We start from the raw sequence: 17570 nt of genomic DNA, 5'->3' as shown, positions 1-17570 counted from the left end.
CGTACAATCGGCGGACCACCAACGATCCTGGGAGTAGCCATGAAGTGTGACGTACTGATACTGGCGGGCCTGTGGAATTCCGGCCCCGGGCACTGGCAGTCGCTGTGGCAGCAGCGCTATCCGAAATGGACGCGCGCTGCGCACCGCGACTGGACCAGCCCCGCACGCGAGGAATGGGTGTCCGAGCTGGACGCGGCGGTTGCCGACTGCGAAGGCCCTCCGATCCTGGTTGCGCACAGCCTGGGCTGCCTGCTGGTGGCGCACTGGGCGCGCTGCGGCTCGCCGCTGAAGGTGGCCGGCGCCTTCCTGGTCGCGCCCAGCGACGTCGATGCGCCCACCTATCCGGCCGCCCTGAACGGCTTCGCCCCGGCGCCGCTGGAGAAGCTGCCCTTCCCCAGCATGGTGGTCGCCAGCGCCGACGATCCCTACGTGAGCCTGGAGCGCGCGCGCGGCTTCGCCACGGCCTGGGGCAGCCGCTTCGTCGACATCGGCAAGGCCGGGCATATCAATGGCGACTCGGGCCACGGCGCATGGCCCGAGGGCGAACGGCTTCTGAACGACTTCTGCGACGAGATATCCGTATAAAGGGAACCATGACCATCCTGCACACGCCGCGCCTGCGGCTCGAGCCGATCACCGACATCCATTACGAGGGCCTGCGCGCGCTGAACACCGACCCGGCCGTCATGCGCTACATCTCCGGCCAGCCCGAGACGGCGGACGAGACGCGCCGGATGATCGAGCGCGTGCAGGGACGCTGGCGCCAGTACGGCCATTCGTGGTGGAGCCTGATCGAGACCGAGTCGGGCGAACTGGTCGGCGCCGGCTGCATCCAGCACCTCGGCCACGACCCGGCCAACCCGCACGAGATCGGCTGGCGGCTGCGCCCGGACCGCTGGGGACGCGGCTATGCGATCGAGGCCGCGCAGCGGATGGCGCGCTTCGCCTTCGAGGACCTGGAGGCGCCGCTGCTGTGCGCGATCTGCGATCCGGACAACGCGCCCTCCGCACGGGTGATGCAAAAGCTCGGCATGCGCTACCGGGGCGAGGAGACCTGGCATGCGCGCCCGGTATCGGTGTACGAGATCGACGGCGCGGCGTGGGCCGCGCGGGAGCGGGCATGAAGACTTACCACGGGAGCTGCCATTGCGGCGCGGTGCGCTACGAGGCCGACATCGACATCGGCGCCGGCACCATCAAGTGCAACTGCACGATCTGCACCAAGATGCGGTTCTGGGCCGCCGTCGTCGCGCCCTCGGCGTTCCGCCTGCGCCAGGGGGAGGCGGCGCTGCGCGAATACCGTTTCCATACGCGCCGCGACGGGCATCACTTCTGCGGCGAGTGCGGCATCAATGTCTTTTCGACGGGCGAGTCGCCGAGTGCCGGGCCCTTCGTGGCCGTGACGGTGGGCAGCCTGGATGACATGCCGGTGGACGACCTGGTGGCGGCGCCGGTGCGCTACTTCGACGGACGCAACGACAACTGGGTGACGCCGCCGGCCGAGACGCGCCACCTTTGAATGGACGAAAAAAAACCGGGGCCGCTGCCCCGGTTTTTATTGATGCCAAGGCTTACTTGCCAGTCGCCAGCAGCATCTCGTTCAGGCGCTTCACGAAGGCCGCCGGATCGGTCAGGCTGCCGCCTTCGGCCAGCATGGCCTGGTCGAACAGGATGTGCGACCAGTCGCTGAAGCGCTGGCCGGCCGCATCCTCGTACTTCAGGCGCGTCACCAGCGGATGGTTCGGGTTGATCTCGAGAATCGGCTTCGATTCCGGCGCATTCTGCCCGGCCGCCTTCAGCATGCGCAGCAGGTTGCCCGACAACTCGTTTTCGTCCGCCACCAGGCAGGCCGGCGAGTCGGTCAGGCGGAAGGTGACGCGCACGTCCTTGGCCTTCTCGCCCAGGGCGCCCTTCATCTGCTCGACCAGCTCCTTGTAGCTGCTTTCGGTCTCGGCATGTTCCTTCTTCTCGGCCTCGTCCTCCAGGCTGCCCAGGTCCAGGCCGCCCTTGGCCACCGACACCAGTTCCTTGCCGTCGAAGTCGTTCAGGAAGGACAGCATCCACTCGTCCACGCGGTCGGTCAGCAGCAGCACCTCGACGCCCTTCTTGCGGAAGATCTCCAGGTGCGGGCTGTTCTTCGCGGCGACATGGCTGTCGGCGGTGACGTAGTAGATCTTGTCCTGGCCTTCCTTCATGCGCGCGACATAGTCGGCGAAGGACACGGTCTGGTCGCCGGTATCATCCGAGGTCGAGGCGAAGCGCAGCAGCTTGGCGATGCGGTCCTTGTTGGTCGCGTCCTCGCCGATGCCTTCCTTCAGCACCTGGCCGAATTCCTTCCAGAAGGTGGTGTACTTGTCCTTGAGTTCCTGCTCGTCCGCGTTCGCCATTTCCTCCAGCATGCCCAGCACGCGCTTGGTCGAGCCTTCGCGGATGACTTTCACGTCGCGCGACTCCTGCAGGATCTCGCGCGAGACGTTCAGCGGCAGGTCGGCCGAATCGATCACGCCCTTGATGAAGCGCAGGTAGGTCGGCATCAGCTGCTCGGCGTCGTCCATGATGAACACGCGCTTGACGTACAGCTTGATGCCGCCGCGCTTGTTGCGGTCCCACAGGTCGAACGGCGCGTGGCTCGGCACGTACAGCAGCTGGGTGTACTCGCTGCGGCCCTCGACCCGGTTGTGGGTGTGGATCAGCGGTTCCTGGAAGTCGTGCGAGACGTGCTTGTAGAACTCGTCGTACTGTTCCTTGGTGATCTCCGACTTGCTGCGCGCCCACAGGGCGCTGGCCTGGTTGACGGTCTCGGTCTCGTCCTTCAGGACGGTCTGTTTCGCTTCCTCGTCCCATTCCTCCTTCTGCATCACGATCGGCAGCGAGATATGGTCGGAGTACTTGCGGATGATCGATTTCAGCTTCCACGACGACAGCAGCTCTTCCTCGCCGGCGCGCAGGTGCAGGATCACGTCGGTGCCGCGGTCGGTCTTCTCGATCGCTTCGACGCTGTAGTCGCCCTCGCCGGTCGATTCCCAGCGCACGCCTTCGGAAGGCGAAGCGCCGGCGCGGCGGGTTTCCACGGTGATCCGGTCGGCGACGATGAAGCCCGAGTAGAAGCCGACGCCGAACTGGCCGATCAGGGCCGCGTCGGCCTGCTGGTCGCCCGACAGCTTGCTGAAGAATTCCCTGGTGCCCGACTTGGCGATCGTGCCCAGGTGCGAGATCACCTCTTCGCGGCTCATGCCGATGCCGTTGTCGGAGATGGTGATGGTCTTCGCATCCTTGTCGAACAGGACCTTGATCTTCAGTTCGTGGTCGTTGCCGTACAGGGCATCGTTGTTGATCGCCTCGAAGCGCAGCTTGTCGGCCGCGTCGGACGCGTTCGAAATCAGTTCGCGCAGGAAGATCTCCTTGTTCGAGTACAAGGAGTGGATCATCAGTTGCAGCAGCTGTTTTACTTCAGCTTGAAAGCCAAGGGTCTCTTTTTCGGCGACAGCCATCTTTTCCTCGTTAATGGTCAGGTTGATGCAGACCGAGCGGATATTGGGATAAAGAAAAGAGTTTCAAGGCCCTGCGCCGCTAAATTTTTTTTCGGACCGGGCGGCACGGGCACGGGAACGCTCTTCAGGCCTGGTGCCTGCTTGCGTCCGCATTGCTCCGAACCAGGTCACGGGCAGCGAACAGTCCTCCCGTACTCTCGATGGCAAGGCGCTCGGCGTCGCGCTGGCGGACCTCTTCCATCACTTGCCGGCGAACCACTTCCTCCGGCTCCAGCAGCTGCAGGGCCTTTTCCGCCAGGGACAGCGCCGATTCGAAGGTTTCCCGGATTTGCCAGTCGACTCCTGCGTGGATCAGCTCGATGGCATGCTCCCTGTCATAGGCACGTGCAAGGACCGGTACCTGGGGAAATTCGCTCTTGACGATTTCCACGACTTTCAGGCAGGCGCTGCGGTCATCGATCGCCACGATGATGAGTCTTGCATCGTGCGCCCCTGCCGCGTGCAGGATATCCAGCCTCGTTCCGTCGCCGTAATACACCTTGAAGCCGAAGGGCTCGAGATCGAATATGGCCTGGGTGCTGGTTTCGATGATCGATAGCGAATAGCCATTCGCCAGCAGCGGCTGGCTGAGAATCTGTCCGAACCGTCCAAAACCGATCAGCAGGACATTTGCCGACAGGTTTTCGGCGGGCTTGATGCCTTCCATCGATTGGACGGGTTTGGGCATGAACAGGTCGTACAGGATGATCAGAAAGGGGGTCAGGATCATGGACGCGATGATCGCGCTGGTAAGGACGGCGTTTTGTTCGGCGTCGATGATGCCGGCCGCGGTGGCGGCCGCATACAGGACAAAAGCGAATTCGCCGCCTTGCGCCATCAGGACGGCCCTGCCGATCGCTTCCCGATTGTCCAGCTTGAACAGGCGCGCGACAAGGTAGATGGCGATCATCTTCAGCGCCATATAGGCCAGTACAGTGAGGACGACGATCCGCCAGTTTGCCGCGATCACCGTCAGATCGAGCGCCATGCCAACGCCGAGGAAGAACAGGCCAAGTAAAATCCCGCGGAACGGTTCGATATCGGCTTCGAGCTGATGCCGGAATGCCGATTCGGATAGCAATACGCCGGCCAGGAATGCGCCCATCGCCATCGACAGGCCGCCAGACTGCATGGCAAAGGCGGCGCCAAGCACGACGAACAGGGCGGCCGCCGTCATCACTTCCCGGGCACGCGCCTGCCCCAGGATCTTGAACAGTGGATTCAGCAGATAGCGGCCCGCCAGCACCAGGGCAACAATGGAGGCCAATCCGATGGCGAGCTGCTTGAGCTGTTCCACGGTCGTGACGCTCGCGACTTCGGGGGCAAGCAAGGCGACGATCGCCAGCAGCGGTACGATGGCCATATCTTCAAGCAATAATATGGCGATGGTGCGCCGCCCGCGCGGCAATCCCCTCACCCTCCTTTCCTCGAGCATCTGCATGACGATCGCCGTCGAGGTCAGCACGAAGCCGGTGCCGGCGACAAAGCTCTGGGCAAAAGGATAACCGAGCGCCATCCCGAAGCCCGTGAGCAAAGCACTGCACACCCCGACCTGGGCGAATCCAAGGCCAAATATGTCTGCACGCATTCCCCACAATCGTGAGGGTTGCATTTCAAGACCGATGACAAACAAGAACATCACGACGCCGAGTTCGGCGATATGGAGGATGGCCTGCGGGTCCGACATGACGCCAAAGCCGAATGGCCCGACGATCATCCCGGCAGCCAGATAGCCCGTGACGGATCCGAGACCCAGCCGCTTGAATAATGGAACAGCAACGACCGCCGCGCCAAGAAGCACCAGGACCGGCAATAATTCGACACCCGCACCCGCGGGTGCATGTGTCGCATGCGATGCAGCAGTTGGCGACATGTTTTCCTCCTGTGCATAGTGACAGGACAACTACCAAGGGGCGGCGTATTCATTCATGACGCGTGGCCTGCGCAAACAGGGCCGGCGTCATCGCAGCGAAGAACACGAAACTTGCCATGGCCAGGGCCTTGGGTCCCGGGCGGATGCGGTTAGTCGTTATCGCTCGCGGTCAACAGCAATATGGGTGCGGCGTCATGAAAGGCGCCGCACCATCCGGCCACTCAGATGGCATTTTCCCAAGCGTCGACCTGGTGCTTCTTCAGCATATCCTCGATCACCTTGGGCACGACATTCCGGAACTTGCCAGTATCCGCAGGAACGATGTCGATCATCCGGTCGATCATTTCCTGGGGATCCATCTTGCCTTCCGGTGTTGCAAAGAAGTCATCAAAACCCTTGCGTAGTTCCGCACGCCTGGTGAGATGCTTCTTCTCGTCGAGCCAGCGGAAAGGGTTGTCCGCCATGGTCTCGTTGTAGCCGGTGTAGTAGGCGCCCGGGTTGATCGTCTGGATCTTGATCCCGTAGGAAACGAGCTCCTGCTGCAGGGCTTCCGCGATCGCCTCCAGTGCATGCTTGGTCGACACATAGGTTCCCCAGTTGGCCGGGGTGAACAGGCCTCCCATCGAGGAGGTGAACACCACTTTCTTGCCTCTCGCATTGCCCTGGTCGATCCATTTGCGCACCACGCGCTGGGTCAGCGCCAGCGGCAGGAACACGTTGACCTCATAATTCTTGCGCACCAGGTCCAGCGGAATCTCCCACACCGGACCGGCTTCGCCCATGCCGGCGTTGTTCCACAAGATGTCATAGTCCCAGCCGAGCGCCTGGTCGATATCGTAGGGATCGGTCAAATCCAGGCGCTCGACCCTGATTCTGTCCTTCAGGCCAAGCTTCTCCACTTCTTCCCGGAAACCTGTGACTTGCGACGACACATGAACGGTCGCGATGATCCTGTGACCGTTCCTGGCCATGCCGAGGGCGGCGCCCCTGCCGAACCCTACCGCCGAGCCAGTAATAAGGATTGTCTTCGACACTTGAGGCTCCTTTCGTTGAATGGCGCTACAAGAAAGTATGCAGATGGGCAGCGATCAAACGGATAAGGCGGCTGCGCCCGCTTGTGCGATCTCTTTATCTTGGGATACGGCGCCACCGCAGACGCCGATGGCGCCGATCAGGATGCCATCACGCGTCCTGGGAGAGATCCCGCCGGCGAGGCTCATCAGGCCGCCATTACTTCGGTCGAGGCCGGGAGCGGGAGCGCGCCCTCGATGATTGCTTGCGCCTGTTGAAGGGTGACTTGCATATCGATCGTGCCTTCCCGAATCTACACAAGTTCTGATTGCACAAGGCAGATTAGCCACAGCCGCACGGCTTGGCCCCCTGAATTCGACGGAAGGATTTCTATTTCAAATGAAGTAGTCGAACTTGATAGGCGCCAGCTTCGGCCCCGCACTGGACCGGCGCCTCAGGCTCGCTCCAGGAAACGCCACACGCCCTCGTCCTGCAGCGCCGCCACGTTGACGCGCATGAAGGTCGACGGCAGCTGGTTCGGCGAGAACAGGCTGCCGGGCGCCAGCAGCAGGTCTTCCTGCATGGCGCGCGCCGCCAGCAGGTTGGTGTCGCGCCCGGCGTCGACCCAGACGAACATGCCCGCCGCCGGCGCCGGAACCGGGCGCATCCCGAGCGCCTCCAGGCGGCGCAGCGCGCGCGGCCGCAGCGCGTCCAGCCGGGTGCGGATGCGGTCCAGGTGCTTGCGGTAGTGGCCCTCGAGCAGGATCTTGTAGACGACGCGCTCGCCGATGTCGCTGGTGGTGAGGGTGGCCAGCATCTTGCGGTCGGCCAGGCGCTGGGCCCGTTCGCGCGAGGCGGCGATGTAGCCGACCCGCAGGTTGGCCGCCATCGATTTCGAGAACCCGCCCAGGTAGATCACCCGCTGCAGCCCGTCGAGCGCCGCCAGGCGGGTGGCGCCGCCCGGGTGCAGGTCGCTGTAGATGTCGTCCTCGACCACGGTGAAGCCGTGCTGCTCGGCCAGGCGCAGCACCTGGAAGGCCTTGGCCGCCGACACCGAGGTCGAGCTGGGATTGTGCAGCACCGAGTTGATCACGAACAGGCGCGGCCGGTGCAGTTCGGCCAGTTGCGCCAGCTGGGCGATGTCGGGCCCGTCGGCCAGGCGGCGCACGCCGACCACGTTCAGGCCCATCGCGGCGAAGGAGCCGAACATCAGGAACCAGGCCGGATCGTCGACCAGCACCGTGTCGCCCGGCTGGCAGAATTCGCGCGCCACCAGGTCCAGCGCCTGCGACACGCCGAGCGTGGTGACCAGCTGTTCCGGCGCGGCGTCGATCTCGCTTTCCGCCAGCTTGAGCTGGAGCTGCTGGCGCAGCGGCAGGAAGCCTTGCGGCGTGCCGTAGTTCAGCAGGCTGTCGCTGTTCTGGCGGCTCAGCGCGCGTAGCGCATTGGCGACCGCCGGGCCGTCCAGCCAGTCGGGCGGCAGCACCCCGGTACCCGGGGACAGGTGCATCGGCGCCTGGCGGAACATGCTGCGGACCAGCCAGGCGACATCGAGGCTGCTTGGCGCCGGGACTTCCCTGGCCGCCGGCGCGCGCTGCGGCTCGGGTACGCTGCGCTCGCGCACGAAGAATCCGGCGCCGCGCCGCGATTCGAGGTAGCCCTGGGCCACCAGCCGGTCGTAGCCGGCCACCACCGTGAACGCCGAGACCCCGTGGATGCTGGCGAACTGGCGGATCGAGGGCATGCGCGCGCCGGGACGCAGCAGGCGCTCGTCGATGCGGGCGGCGACCGAGCGCACGATCTGGTCGGCCAGCGGCTCGCCCGATTCGCGCGTCAGCAACAAGGGCAAAGGCGTATTGGTCATTTCACCATCACAGTTCAGAAAGTATGTGCCGAAGTGTATTGGGACTGTACTGGGACACCGCGCTAGCATAGACCTTCATCCAACAGACATCAAGGGGAAACCATGACCGCCGCCACCTGCCCTTCCGTCCCCGTGGCGCTCGACGAGACGCGCGGGATGCTGCTCGGCCTGGCGGGCGTGGCCATCTTCAGCCTGACCATCCCGTTCACCCGCATGGCCGTGGCCGAGCTCGATCCGCTGTTCGTGGCGCTGGGCCGGGCGCTGGGCGCGTCCCTGCTGGCGGCCGCGTGGCTGGCCTGGAAACGGGCCGCCCTGCCGCCGCGCAGCGCCCTGTGGCCGCTGGCCGTGGTGGCGGCCGGCTGCATCGTCGGCTTCCCGCTGCTGACCTCGATCGCCCTGCGCACCCTGCCCGCCTCCCATGGCGCGGTGCTGGTCGGCGTGCTGCCGCTGGCGACGGCGCTCTACGCCGCCCTGCGCGGCCACGAGCGTCCCTCGCGCGGCTTCTGGTGGATGGCCCTGCTGGGCTCGTCGCTGGTGGCCGCCTTCGCGCTGCTGCAGAGCGGCGGCACGCTGCACCTGGCCGACCTGCTGATGTTCGGCGCCGTCGCCGTCGGGGCGGTCGGGTATGCCGAAGGCGGCCGGCTGTCGCGCACGATGGGCGGGCAGGAAGTCATCTGCTGGGCGCTGGTGTTGTCCAGCCCGGTGGTCGCGCTGCTGCTGTGGCTGGACGGGCCGCACATCGGCGCCCTGGCCCAGGTCGGCGCGCTCGCCTGGACCGGCTTCGGCTATGTCACCGTGTTCTCGATGTTCATCGGATTCTTTTTCTGGTACCGCGGAATGGCGCTGGGCGGCGTGGCCCGGGTCGGGCAGGTGCAGCTGGTCCAGCCTTTCCTGAGCCTGGCGGGCGCCGCCGTCCTGCTGGGCGAAGCACTGAGCCTGGCGAACTGCCTGTTCGCGCTGGCCGTGATCGGCGTCGTGTTCCTGGGACGCCGCATGGGGGTGCGCCGCTGAGCTCGCGCCGCCATCCCGGCAACCCCGGCAAAACGATGTGCAGCGGCTCAGGCACGACGTACAATATCGGTTTCACCCACCGCAACGCTAAAAAACCATGTCCGTCTACGACAAACTCAAAGAACTGAACATCACCCTGGCCGCACCGGCCGCGCCGGTCGCCGCCTACGTCATGTACGTACAGACCGGTAACCTCGTGTTCCTCTCGGGCCATATTTCGAAGAACGCCGACGGCACCCCGAACACCGGCATCCTGGGCAAGGACAAGACCACCGCCGACGGCCAGGCCGCCGCGCGCTCGGTCGCGATCGACCTGATCGGCACCCTGCAGGAAGCCGTGGGCGGCGACCTGGCCCGCGTCAAGCGCATCGTCAAGGTGATGAGCCTGGTCGCCTCGACCCCGGACTACAACGAGCAGCACCTGGTCACCAACGGCTGCTCGGAACTGCTGGGCGAGGTGTTCGGCGATGCCGGCAAGCACGCCCGCTCGGCCTTCGGCGTGGCGTCGCTCCCGCGCGGCGCCTGCGTCGAGATCGAGATGATTGTTGAAGTAGCCTAAGAGTCACCCCTTGAACCTGTCCCGCCTGCCGGGACAGGTCCCTAGCGGGCTGGGCTTATCCGGCCCGGCCCTGGAGAAGCCGCCTACCCGGCGTGCTTTATAATGGTCCGGCATAACCTGCGGTCCCTTCATGTGAGCCTGTGAGATCAGTAATGAAAATTGAAAATCCAAACCCCATCCAGTGGCAGTTCTCGGAACGCGCCGAGCAGCTGCAAAGCTCGTTCATCCGCGAGATCCTGAAGATCACCCAGCGTCCGGAAATCATTTCCTTCGCCGGTGGCCTGCCCTCGCCCGCCACCTTCCCGGTCGAACGCATGAAGGCCGCGTTCGACAAGGTGCTGACCGAGACCGGCAAAGTCGCGCTGCAATACGGCCCGACCGATGGCTATGCCCCGCTGCGGGAATGGATCGCCAATTCGCTGTCCACGGAAGGCAGCAAAATCCTGCCTGAACAGATCCTGATGACCTCGGGCTCGCAGCAGGCGCTCGACCTGCTGGGCAAGGTGCTGATCGACGAAGGCAGCCGCGTGCTGGTCGAGACCCCGAGCTACCTGGGCGCGCTGCAGGCGTTCTCGGTCTACCGTCCCGACTTCAAGTCGGTCGACACCGACGAACACGGCCTGGTGCCGTCGTCGATCGAAGGCGTGGCCAAGGGCGCGCGCCTGCTGTACTCGCTGCCGAACTTCCAGAACCCGACCGGCCGCAGCCTGTCGCTGGAGCGCCGCCTGGAGCTGGTGGAAACCTGCGCGCGCCTGGGCCTGCCGCTGATCGAGGACGATCCCTACGGCGCCCTGAGCTACAAGGGCGAGCCGAAGCCGAAGATGGTCGCCATGAACCCGGACGGCGTGATCTACATGGGTTCCTTCTCCAAGGTGCTGACCCCGGGCATCCGCCTCGGCTACGTGTGCGCCCCGCTGCCGCTGGTGCGCCGCCTCGAGCTGGCCAAGCAGGCCGCCGACCTGCACACCGCCCAGCTGACCCAGATGGTGGTGCACGAAGTGGTCAAGGACGGCTTCCTCGACCAGCACATCCCGACCATCCGCAAGCTGTACGGCGACCAGTGCCAGGTGATGCTCGACGCGATGGGCGAGCACTTCCCGGCCGGCGTGAGCTGGACCCGTCCGGAAGGCGGCATGTTCATCTGGGTCACCCTGCCGAAGCAGATCGACGCCATGAAGCTGCTCGACCAGTCGCTGGCCGCGCGCGTGGCCTTCGTGCCGGGCGCGCCGTTCTACGCGAACGAGCCGGAAACCAACACCCTGCGCCTGTCCTTCGTGACCGTGCCGCCGGAACGCATCCGTGAAGGCATCGCCATCCTCGGCAAGCTGATCGCCGACATGCTGTAAGCTGCAGGCGCGGCGGCATCCGCGTCCCGCCAGGGGCGCATGGCTGCCGCCGCATCGCTGTCACGGACTTGTAACTCTTGGTTGTAGGCAAACAACAAACACGGTGATCATGGATAAAGGGCAACAAAAGTTGCCCCAGGGGATGACATTGGGGGTATGATTCCGGCGTCACCGATGAGGCCATGCCAGCGACCCATGATTCACCCTGCCCTCGCGTTCGCCACTCCGCCGCGCCAGCCCGCGATCCTGATTGTCGACGACGCTCCCGACAGCCTTGGAATGCTGCAGGAAACCATGCGCCAACAGGGCTACCAGACCTTTGTCGCCACCACCGGCAAGCGTACGCTCGACATCGCCGCGCGCGTCCAGCCCGACCTGATCCTGCTCGACGTCATCCTGCCCGACCTGGACGGACTCGAGATCTGCCGCCGCCTGAAGGGGCAGGCCGACACCGCCCACATCCCCATCATCTTCATCAGCGCCTGCGGCGAAACCGACGACATCGTGGCCGGCTTCGACATCGGCGCGGCCGACTACATCCCCAAGCCGGTGCGCATGGCCGAGGTCTGCGTGCGCGTGCGCGCCCAGCTGCGCCTGCGCAGCAGCAGCGAGAACCAGAAGCAGCACGCCGAGCGCCTGCAGATGATCGTCGAAGGCATGGACGAGGGCCTGATGCTGGTCGGCCTGGACGGCCGCATCGTCTACGCCAACCCGGCCTGCGCGCGCCAGCTGGCGGCCGCCGGCGGAGATTTGTCCGGCACGCCCCTGGCCGAGCTGCTGGCGGCGCCGGACGCCCACGACTACGCCGCCTATTTCGCCCACCGGGACGACCCGGAACGGGCCGCGCGCTGCCGCGGCACGCGCGAAGTGCTGCTGGTCCAGCGCGACGGCTCCTTGCGCGCGATGGACCTGAACCTGACCCCGATGGTGGGCGGCGAGCCGCTGTTCGTCGTGCTGCTGCACGACATCACCCACCACAAGCAGTCCGAATCGGCGCTGCAGCTCGCCGCGCTGGCCGATCCGCTCACCCGCATCGCCAACCGCCGCCACTTCGACGCCACGCTCGACAAGGAATGGCAGCGCGCCATCCGCAGCGGCCAGCCGCTGTCGCTGATCGTGCTCGACGTCGACCACTTCAAGGGCTACAACGACAGCCTGGGCCACGCGGCCGGCGACCTGTGCCTGCAGGCCATCGCCGACGCCCTGCAGGAGCACGCGCTGCGCCCGACCGACCTGGCGGCGCGCTACGGCGGCGAGGAATTCGTGGTGCTGCTGGCCGACACCGCCCACGATGGCGCGGCCCTGCTGGGCGAGGCGATCCGGGCGCACGTGGAACGGCTGGGGATGACGAATCCGCGCGCCACGACCTCGAACGTGGTCACGGTCAGCGTGGGTGTGGCGACCATCGTGCCGACCCTGTTCGACGAGCTGCGCGGGTTCTTCATTGCCGCCGACCGCGCGATGTACGAGGCCAAGTCGGGCGGGCGCAACCGGGTGGCGGCGGTGCGCGTCGGCGCGGCCTGGGAAGCGATGCGCGATGCGCTTGCGCTCTAGGCCTGTCCCGGATAGCCGGTGATGCGCGCGATATCGCGGTACATCGGCTGCAGGCGCCGGTACATCTTCAGGTAGACCTCGCGGTACAGGCGCTCGTAGATCGCCCGGTTCGCCGCAACCGGGTGGAACACCTTCCCCACCCGCGTCATCGCCTGCACCGCGGCGCCGAAGTCCGGATACAGCCCCAGTCCCACCGCCGCGTCGATCGCCGCCCCCAGCCCGGAAGTCTCGTACACGTGCGGGCGCGACGTCGGCAAGCCGAAGATGTCGGCCGTCAGCTGCATCGCCGCGTCGCTCTGCGAGCCGCCGCCCGAGACGCGCAGTTCGGTGATGCACACTCCGCTGCTCTTCTCTATCCTTTCCTTCCCCTCGCGCAGCGCATACGCCAGCCCCTCCAGGATGGCGCGGTAGACGTGGGCGCGCGTATGCACGTCGCCGAAGCCGATGATGGCGCCCTTGGCTTCGCGCCCGGGCACGCGGATGCCCGGGGTCCAGTAGGGCTGCAGCATCAGTCCCATCGCGCCGGGCGGCACCGCATTGGCCAGCTCGTCGAACAGCTGCTCGGGCGCGACGTCCTCGAGCAGCGCGCGCGACTGCTCGTGGTGGCCGAACTGCTCCTTGAACCAGCTGACCATCCAGTAGCCCCTGAACACCTGCACCTCGGTGCTGTAGGCGCCGGGGATCGCGGCCGGATACGGCGGCACGAAGGGCGTCACCTCGACATAGCGGGTGGAGGTCGTGTTGATGGTCGCGGTGGTGCCGTAGCTCAGGCAGCCGACATGCGGCTCGCGGCAGCCGGCGCCGATGACCTCGCAGGCCTTGTCGGCGGCGGCGGCCAGCAGCGGCAGCCCTTCGGGAATCCCGGTGGCCAGCGCCGCCTCGGCCGTGACCGCGCCCATGCGCGCGCCCGGCTCGACCAGCTCGGGCAGCATGCGCGGCTCGACCGCCAGCGCCTGCCACTTCCAGTCGCGGCGGCCGGCCCAGCGCAGGCGCCGGTAGTCGAACGGCAGGTAGGCCACCTGCGAGCCGGACGAATCGACGAAGCGCCCGCACAGCCGGTAGTTCAGGTAGCCCGACAGCAGCAGGAACTTGTCGGTCGCCCGCCAGATGTCGGGCTGGTGCGCGCGGATCCAGTTGATCTCGGCCTCGCCGCGCAGGACGTCGATCGTGTCCGCCACCCGCGCCAGCCGGAAGGCCGCGCGCCACAGCGGGCCGATGGGCGGCACCTGGTCGGTGCGGCGCTGGTCGAGCCAGGTGATCGCGGGCCGCAGCGGCCTGCCGTCGCCGCCGAGGTTGATGACGGTGCCGCGCTGGGTGGTGACGGCCACGCCGGCCAGCCGCGCCCGGTCGGCGCCGGGCAGGTCCCACAGCCGGCGGCAGGCTTCGCACACCGCGTCCCAGTAGCCGTCGGCGTCGTGCTCGGCCCAGCCGGGATGCAGTGAGTAATACGCCTGCAGCGGCACCTGCGATTTGGCGACGATCTCGCCGCGCAGGTCGAACAGCAGCGCGCGCACGCTCTGGGTGCCGTTGTCGATGGCCAGGATCAGGGGGTCATGCATGGCGCCGGTCGTGCTCCGGGCGCGGCCGGGACGGCACGCTGTAGTGGCTGCGCCAGAGCGCCACGTAGGCGGCCTGCTCGGACAGCCAGTGGGCATCGTCCCAGCCCAGCTCCGGCTGGCAGATCGCGCGGATGCGCGGCATCAGCGCCGCGCCGCCGTCGCGCAGCTGGATGCCGAGCCGGGTGCGGCGCAGCAGCAGGTCTTCGAGCCAGGCCACCTGCTCGCTGCGCGCGGCCCAGCGCAGCTCGGCCCACAAGGTGAGCGTGCCGGGCACGATGTCGAGTTCGTCGTCGCGGGCGGCGTCGAGCAGGACCTGGGCATGGCGGCCGTGGCGGCCCGCCAGGCGCCGCAGGACGGCCTCGTCCAGCCCGCGCCGGCGCGGCGGCGGCGCCGGCGCGAACACCGGCAGCGGCGCAAGGTCCGCCTGCCAGCCGGGCAGCTGGCGCGCGCAGTGGCGCAGGGTATCGAGGGCGATCGCGCGGAAGGTGGTCAGCTTGCCGCCGGTGACCGACACCAGGCCCGGCTCGGACCAGACCAGGTGCTCGCGTCCCGCCTTCGACGGCGCCACCGCGCCGCCGCCGTCGATCACCGGCCGCACGCCTGCATAGGTGGCCAGCACGTCGGCCTCGCCCAGCCCCAGTTGCGGGAACTGGTCGCGCAGCGCCGCCATCAGGTAGTCGAATTCGGCGCGCGTGATGCGCGCCTCGCCGTCCAGGTGGTCCGCATGGTCGACATCGGTGGTGCCCACCAGGGTCACGCCTTCCCACGGAAAGGCGAACACCGGCCGGCCATCCTCGGGGTGCATCAGGCTGATCGCCTGCGCCAGCGGCAGGCGCCAGGACGGCAATACCAGGTGGCTGCCGCGCAGCGGACGCAGGCGCGGCGCCGGCCCCTGCCCCGCCAGCGCCCCGGCCCAGGCGCCGGAGGCGTTCACCACGATGCGCGCACGCACCGCGTGGCCGGCGCCGGTGCGCAGGTCGCGCAGGCGCGCGCCCGCGACCCGTCCGCCGTCGCGCAGCAGCGCGCCGACCGCCATGTAGTTCAGCGTCGCCGCGCCGTTCGCGCGCGCCTCGTCCAGCACCCGCAGCACCAGGCGCGCGTCGTCGGTCTTGGCGTCGGTGTAGCGGATGCCGCCCGCCAGCGCCTCGCGCCGCACGTTGGGAGCCAGCATCGCGAAGGCGTCGGCGCTTTCCCAGTGCGGCTCGCGGCGGCCCGCCAGCCGGTCGTAGACGCGCAGCGTCGCCAGGAAGCCGAGCCGCCGCCCCAGGCCGGCGCCATGGTCGGCGAAGGCGAAGCCCTGCGGCTCCACCAGCCCCGGCGCTTCGCGCAGCAGGGCTTCGCGCTCGCGCACCGATTCGCGCGCCAGCCGCAGGTGGCCGCCGGCCAGGTAGCGCAGGCCGCCGTGCACCAGCTTCGAGGAACGGCTCGAGGTGCCCCAGGCGAAATCGCGCTGCTCGACCAGCAGCGCGCGCAAGCCGCGCCGCGCCGCTTCGAGCAGGATGCCGGCGCCGGTGATGCCGCCGCCGACCACCAGCAGGTCCCAGTCGCGCGCCAGCAGCGCCGGCAGCTCGCTGTCGAGGGCCGTGATCGCGTTCATCCGCTCACCAGCTTGCCCGGGTTCATGCGCCGCTCGGGGTCGAAGTGGCGGAACAGCGCATCCATCGCACCCAGGCCCAGCTCGCCCTTCTCGGCCGCCAGCCAGGGGGCATGGTCGACGCCGATCCCGTGCTGGTGGCTGATGGTGCCGCCGCAGGCGACGATCGCGTCCGACACCCGGTCCTTCAGCTGGCGCCAGCGCGCCAGGTCGGCCTGGTAGTCGCCGGCCAGCCGGAACACGAAGGTCGAGTACACGCTCGCGCCCTGCGGATACAGGTGCGACAGGTGGGTATAGGCATGCACCCGCTCGCCGAAGGCCTGCAGGGCGCGCGCCGCGGCCTGCTCGATGGATTCCATCGCCGGCGTCACGCGCGACCAGTCGACCGCGGTCTCGACGGTGTCGATCGCATAGCCGTGCGCCCAGGCCGCGTTGCGCAGGTAGACGCTGCGGAAGCGGTTGCTGCGCCAGCGCTCGCCCAGGCCGCGTCCGGCGTGCACGCCGCGGTGGCGGCGCGCGATCGCCAGCGCCGCGCGCAGGGCCTGCCGGGCCTGCGCCCTGGCGCCGCTCACGCCGACCAGCAGCATGCACTTGCCGGCCCCGCAGCCGCGCAGGCCGAGATAGCGCCCGAGCAGGCCGACCAGGCGCGCATGCCCGGCCAGCGCCAGCATGGTGGCGGTCTCGGTGGGGTTCGACAGGCGCAGCATCGACAGCGCCAGCCGCTCCTGGGCCAGCTCGCGCACCGCCTGCGCCGCCTCCTGCCAGCTGGGGAAGAACACGGCGTGGAAGGCCTCGTGTTCGGGCAGGCGGCTGATGCGCACGCTGGCGTGGGTCAGGATGCCGAGCCGCCCTTCCGAGCCGAGCACCATCTCGCGCAGGTCGATGCCGGCGCTCGATGCCGGGAAGGTCGGGATCTCGAGCATGCCGGACGGGGTCTCGACCCGCCCGCCCGCGAACAGCTGTTCGATGCGACCGTAGCGCAGCGATTGCTGGCCCGACGAACGGGTGGCGATCCAGCCGCCCAGGGTCGAGTATTCGAAGGATTGCGGGAAGTGGCCCAGCGTGTAGCCGTGGGCGCGCAGCTGCGCCTCCAGGTCGGGACCGGTCACGCCGGCGCCGAAGCTGGCCAGCCGGGCTTCGTGGTCGAGCGAGATCATCCCGCGCATGCGGCGCATGTCGATGCTCAGCACCGGACGCCCGCCGGCGCCGGCGCCGAGGTGGCCGGCGACGCTGGTGCCGCCGCCATGGGGGATCACGTCGGCGCCGTGCGCGGCGGAGAACTCCAGCAGCTCGCGCACCTCGCGCGCGCATTCCGGGAAGGCGACGCCGTCGGGCGCCGCGCCGATGTGCCCGTGGCGCAGGCGCAGCCAGTCGGGCAGGCTCTGTCCGAGCGCATGCAGCACGCGCTGGGCCGCGCCGGCGTCGACCAGGGGATGGGGCGGCAGCCGGCCGGGCGGCAGCGCCGCGCAGGCCTGTTCGAAGCTGGCGTCGATGGGCGCCGTACCCTTGCCTATCCGTTGTTCGAGGAAGCCGCGCGCATGCGCTTCCAGCTCCACCTCGACCGTGTCGTCTCCCCAACCGTTCCAGCGCCGCATCCGTGAGTTTTCCGATTATTGACAGCTTGGTTTCCAGTTATACTGACTCTTGCCATTCATGCCAGATTAAGCCG

Annotated in this window: 15 protein-coding genes; 7 read left to right on the top strand and 8 right to left on the bottom strand. The window is 67.5% G+C overall.

Features of this window, described 5'->3' with window-relative positions:
- The first annotated feature begins 39 nt into the window (after positions 1–39).
- Genes H162_RS0114410 through H162_RS0114400 form a run of 3 tightly spaced genes read left to right on the top strand, consistent with a single transcriptional unit; the run spans position 40 to position 1519 of the window.
- A complete protein-coding gene (locus H162_RS0114410) occupies positions 40–585 on the top strand; it encodes an RBBP9/YdeN family alpha/beta hydrolase (protein WP_020654182.1) in 546 nt (181 codons plus the stop codon).
- An 8-nt stretch (positions 586–593) separates the two neighbouring features.
- Positions 594–1124: a GNAT family N-acetyltransferase gene (locus tag H162_RS0114405; protein WP_020654181.1), complete on the top strand. Its 531-nt coding sequence runs from the start codon at positions 594–596 to the stop codon at positions 1122–1124.
- Complete coding sequence (locus tag H162_RS0114400) at positions 1121–1519, top strand: GFA family protein (protein WP_020654180.1); 399 nt, start codon at positions 1121–1123, stop codon at positions 1517–1519. The genes H162_RS0114405 and H162_RS0114400 overlap by 4 nt, the downstream gene beginning before the upstream one ends.
- Before the next feature lie 52 nt (positions 1520–1571).
- On the opposite strand, the gene htpG is transcribed toward H162_RS0114400, so the two are convergent.
- From htpG to H162_RS0114370, 5 genes are all read right to left on the bottom strand, one after another.
- Positions 1572–3491 carry a molecular chaperone HtpG gene (gene htpG, locus H162_RS0114395; RefSeq protein WP_020654179.1) on the bottom strand — a complete coding sequence of 640 codons (1920 nt, stop codon included), beginning with the start codon at positions 3489–3491 and terminating at the stop codon, positions 1572–1574.
- 124 nt (positions 3492–3615) lie between these two features.
- The gene (locus H162_RS0114390; RefSeq protein WP_026354646.1) at positions 3616–5403 is read right to left on the bottom strand and encodes a monovalent cation:proton antiporter-2 (CPA2) family protein; all 1788 of its coding nucleotides are present in this window, start codon (positions 5401–5403) and stop codon (positions 3616–3618) included.
- 221 nt (positions 5404–5624) lie between these two features.
- Entirely contained in the window at positions 5625–6437 is an 813-nt protein-coding gene (locus tag H162_RS0114385) for an SDR family oxidoreductase (RefSeq protein WP_026354645.1), read from the bottom strand.
- 54 nt (positions 6438–6491) lie between these two features.
- The gene (locus H162_RS35755; protein WP_084677023.1) at positions 6492–6764 is read right to left on the bottom strand and encodes a heme-binding protein; all 273 of its coding nucleotides are present in this window, start codon (positions 6762–6764) and stop codon (positions 6492–6494) included.
- Between the two features lie 104 nt (positions 6765–6868).
- Positions 6869–8278: an aminotransferase-like domain-containing protein gene (locus tag H162_RS0114370; protein WP_026354644.1), complete on the bottom strand. Its 1410-nt coding sequence runs from the start codon at positions 8276–8278 to the stop codon at positions 6869–6871.
- Between the two features lie 102 nt (positions 8279–8380).
- On the opposite strand from H162_RS0114370, the gene H162_RS0114365 reads away from it, so the two are divergent.
- The 4 genes from H162_RS0114365 (at position 8381) to H162_RS0114350 (ending at position 12748) form a co-directional block, all read left to right on the top strand.
- Positions 8381–9289, top strand: coding sequence for a DMT family transporter (locus tag H162_RS0114365; RefSeq protein WP_020654175.1), 909 nt, complete (start codon positions 8381–8383; stop codon positions 9287–9289).
- Positions 9290–9386: 97 nt separating this feature from the next.
- Entirely contained in the window at positions 9387–9848 is a 462-nt protein-coding gene (locus tag H162_RS0114360; protein WP_020654174.1) for a RidA family protein, read from the top strand.
- 152 nt (positions 9849–10000) lie between these two features.
- Entirely contained in the window at positions 10001–11194 is a 1194-nt protein-coding gene (locus H162_RS0114355) for an aminotransferase-like domain-containing protein (protein WP_020654173.1), read from the top strand.
- Between the two features lie 195 nt (positions 11195–11389).
- The gene (locus H162_RS0114350) at positions 11390–12748 is read left to right on the top strand and encodes a diguanylate cyclase (RefSeq protein WP_020654172.1); all 1359 of its coding nucleotides are present in this window, start codon (positions 11390–11392) and stop codon (positions 12746–12748) included.
- Here the strand turns inward: H162_RS0114350 and H162_RS0114345 are convergent.
- From H162_RS0114345 to H162_RS0114335, 3 genes are read right to left on the bottom strand one after another with little or no spacing between them, the layout of a single operon-like run.
- Entirely contained in the window at positions 12745–14307 is a 1563-nt protein-coding gene (locus H162_RS0114345; RefSeq protein WP_020654171.1) for an FGGY-family carbohydrate kinase, read from the bottom strand. The two genes, H162_RS0114350 and H162_RS0114345, sit on opposite strands and share 4 nt — an antisense overlap.
- Positions 14300–15904, bottom strand: coding sequence for a glycerol-3-phosphate dehydrogenase/oxidase (locus H162_RS0114340; RefSeq protein ID WP_020654170.1), 1605 nt, complete (start codon positions 15902–15904; stop codon positions 14300–14302). Before H162_RS0114340 ends, H162_RS0114345 begins: the two co-directional genes overlap by 8 nt.
- Positions 15901–17496, bottom strand: a complete 1596-nt coding sequence (locus H162_RS0114335) for an FAD-binding oxidoreductase (protein WP_020654169.1) — start codon at positions 17494–17496, stop codon at positions 15901–15903. The genes H162_RS0114340 and H162_RS0114335 overlap by 4 nt, the downstream gene beginning before the upstream one ends.
- Positions 17497–17570 lie beyond the last annotated feature (74 nt).

Source organism: Massilia niastensis DSM 21313 (assembly GCF_000382345.1).
GTDB classification, from domain to species: domain Bacteria; phylum Pseudomonadota; class Gammaproteobacteria; order Burkholderiales; family Burkholderiaceae_D; genus Telluria; species Telluria niastensis.
The sequence above is the reverse complement of the archived record's forward strand: the minus strand, read 5'-3'. Positions and strand labels throughout refer to the sequence as shown.

Excerpts from the sequence above, each read along its gene's own strand:
- H162_RS0114410 (WP_020654182.1), top strand. The coding sequence starts at position 40 with ATGAAGTGTGACGTACTGATACTGGCGGGCCTGTGGAATTCCGGCCCC.
- H162_RS0114405 (WP_020654181.1), top strand. The coding sequence starts at position 594 with ATGACCATCCTGCACACGCCGCGCCTGCGGCTCGAGCCGATCACCGAC.
- H162_RS0114400 (WP_020654180.1), top strand. The coding sequence starts at position 1,121 with ATGAAGACTTACCACGGGAGCTGCCATTGCGGCGCGGTGCGCTACGAG.
- htpG (WP_020654179.1), bottom strand. The coding sequence starts at position 3,491 with ATGGCTGTCGCCGAAAAAGAGACCCTTGGCTTTCAAGCTGAAGTAAAA.
- H162_RS0114390 (WP_026354646.1), bottom strand. The coding sequence starts at position 5,403 with ATGTCGCCAACTGCTGCATCGCATGCGACACATGCACCCGCGGGTGCG.
- H162_RS0114370 (WP_026354644.1), bottom strand. The coding sequence starts at position 8,278 with ATGACCAATACGCCTTTGCCCTTGTTGCTGACGCGCGAATCGGGCGAG.
- H162_RS0114365 (WP_020654175.1), top strand. The coding sequence starts at position 8,381 with ATGACCGCCGCCACCTGCCCTTCCGTCCCCGTGGCGCTCGACGAGACG.
- H162_RS0114360 (WP_020654174.1), top strand. The coding sequence starts at position 9,387 with ATGTCCGTCTACGACAAACTCAAAGAACTGAACATCACCCTGGCCGCA.
- H162_RS0114355 (WP_020654173.1), top strand. The coding sequence starts at position 10,001 with ATGAAAATTGAAAATCCAAACCCCATCCAGTGGCAGTTCTCGGAACGC.
- H162_RS0114350 (WP_020654172.1), top strand. The coding sequence starts at position 11,390 with ATGATTCACCCTGCCCTCGCGTTCGCCACTCCGCCGCGCCAGCCCGCG.
- H162_RS0114345 (WP_020654171.1), bottom strand. The coding sequence starts at position 14,307 with ATGCATGACCCCCTGATCCTGGCCATCGACAACGGCACCCAGAGCGTG.
- H162_RS0114340 (WP_020654170.1), bottom strand. The coding sequence starts at position 15,904 with ATGAACGCGATCACGGCCCTCGACAGCGAGCTGCCGGCGCTGCTGGCG.
- H162_RS0114335 (WP_020654169.1), bottom strand. The coding sequence starts at position 17,496 with ATGCGGCGCTGGAACGGTTGGGGAGACGACACGGTCGAGGTGGAGCTG.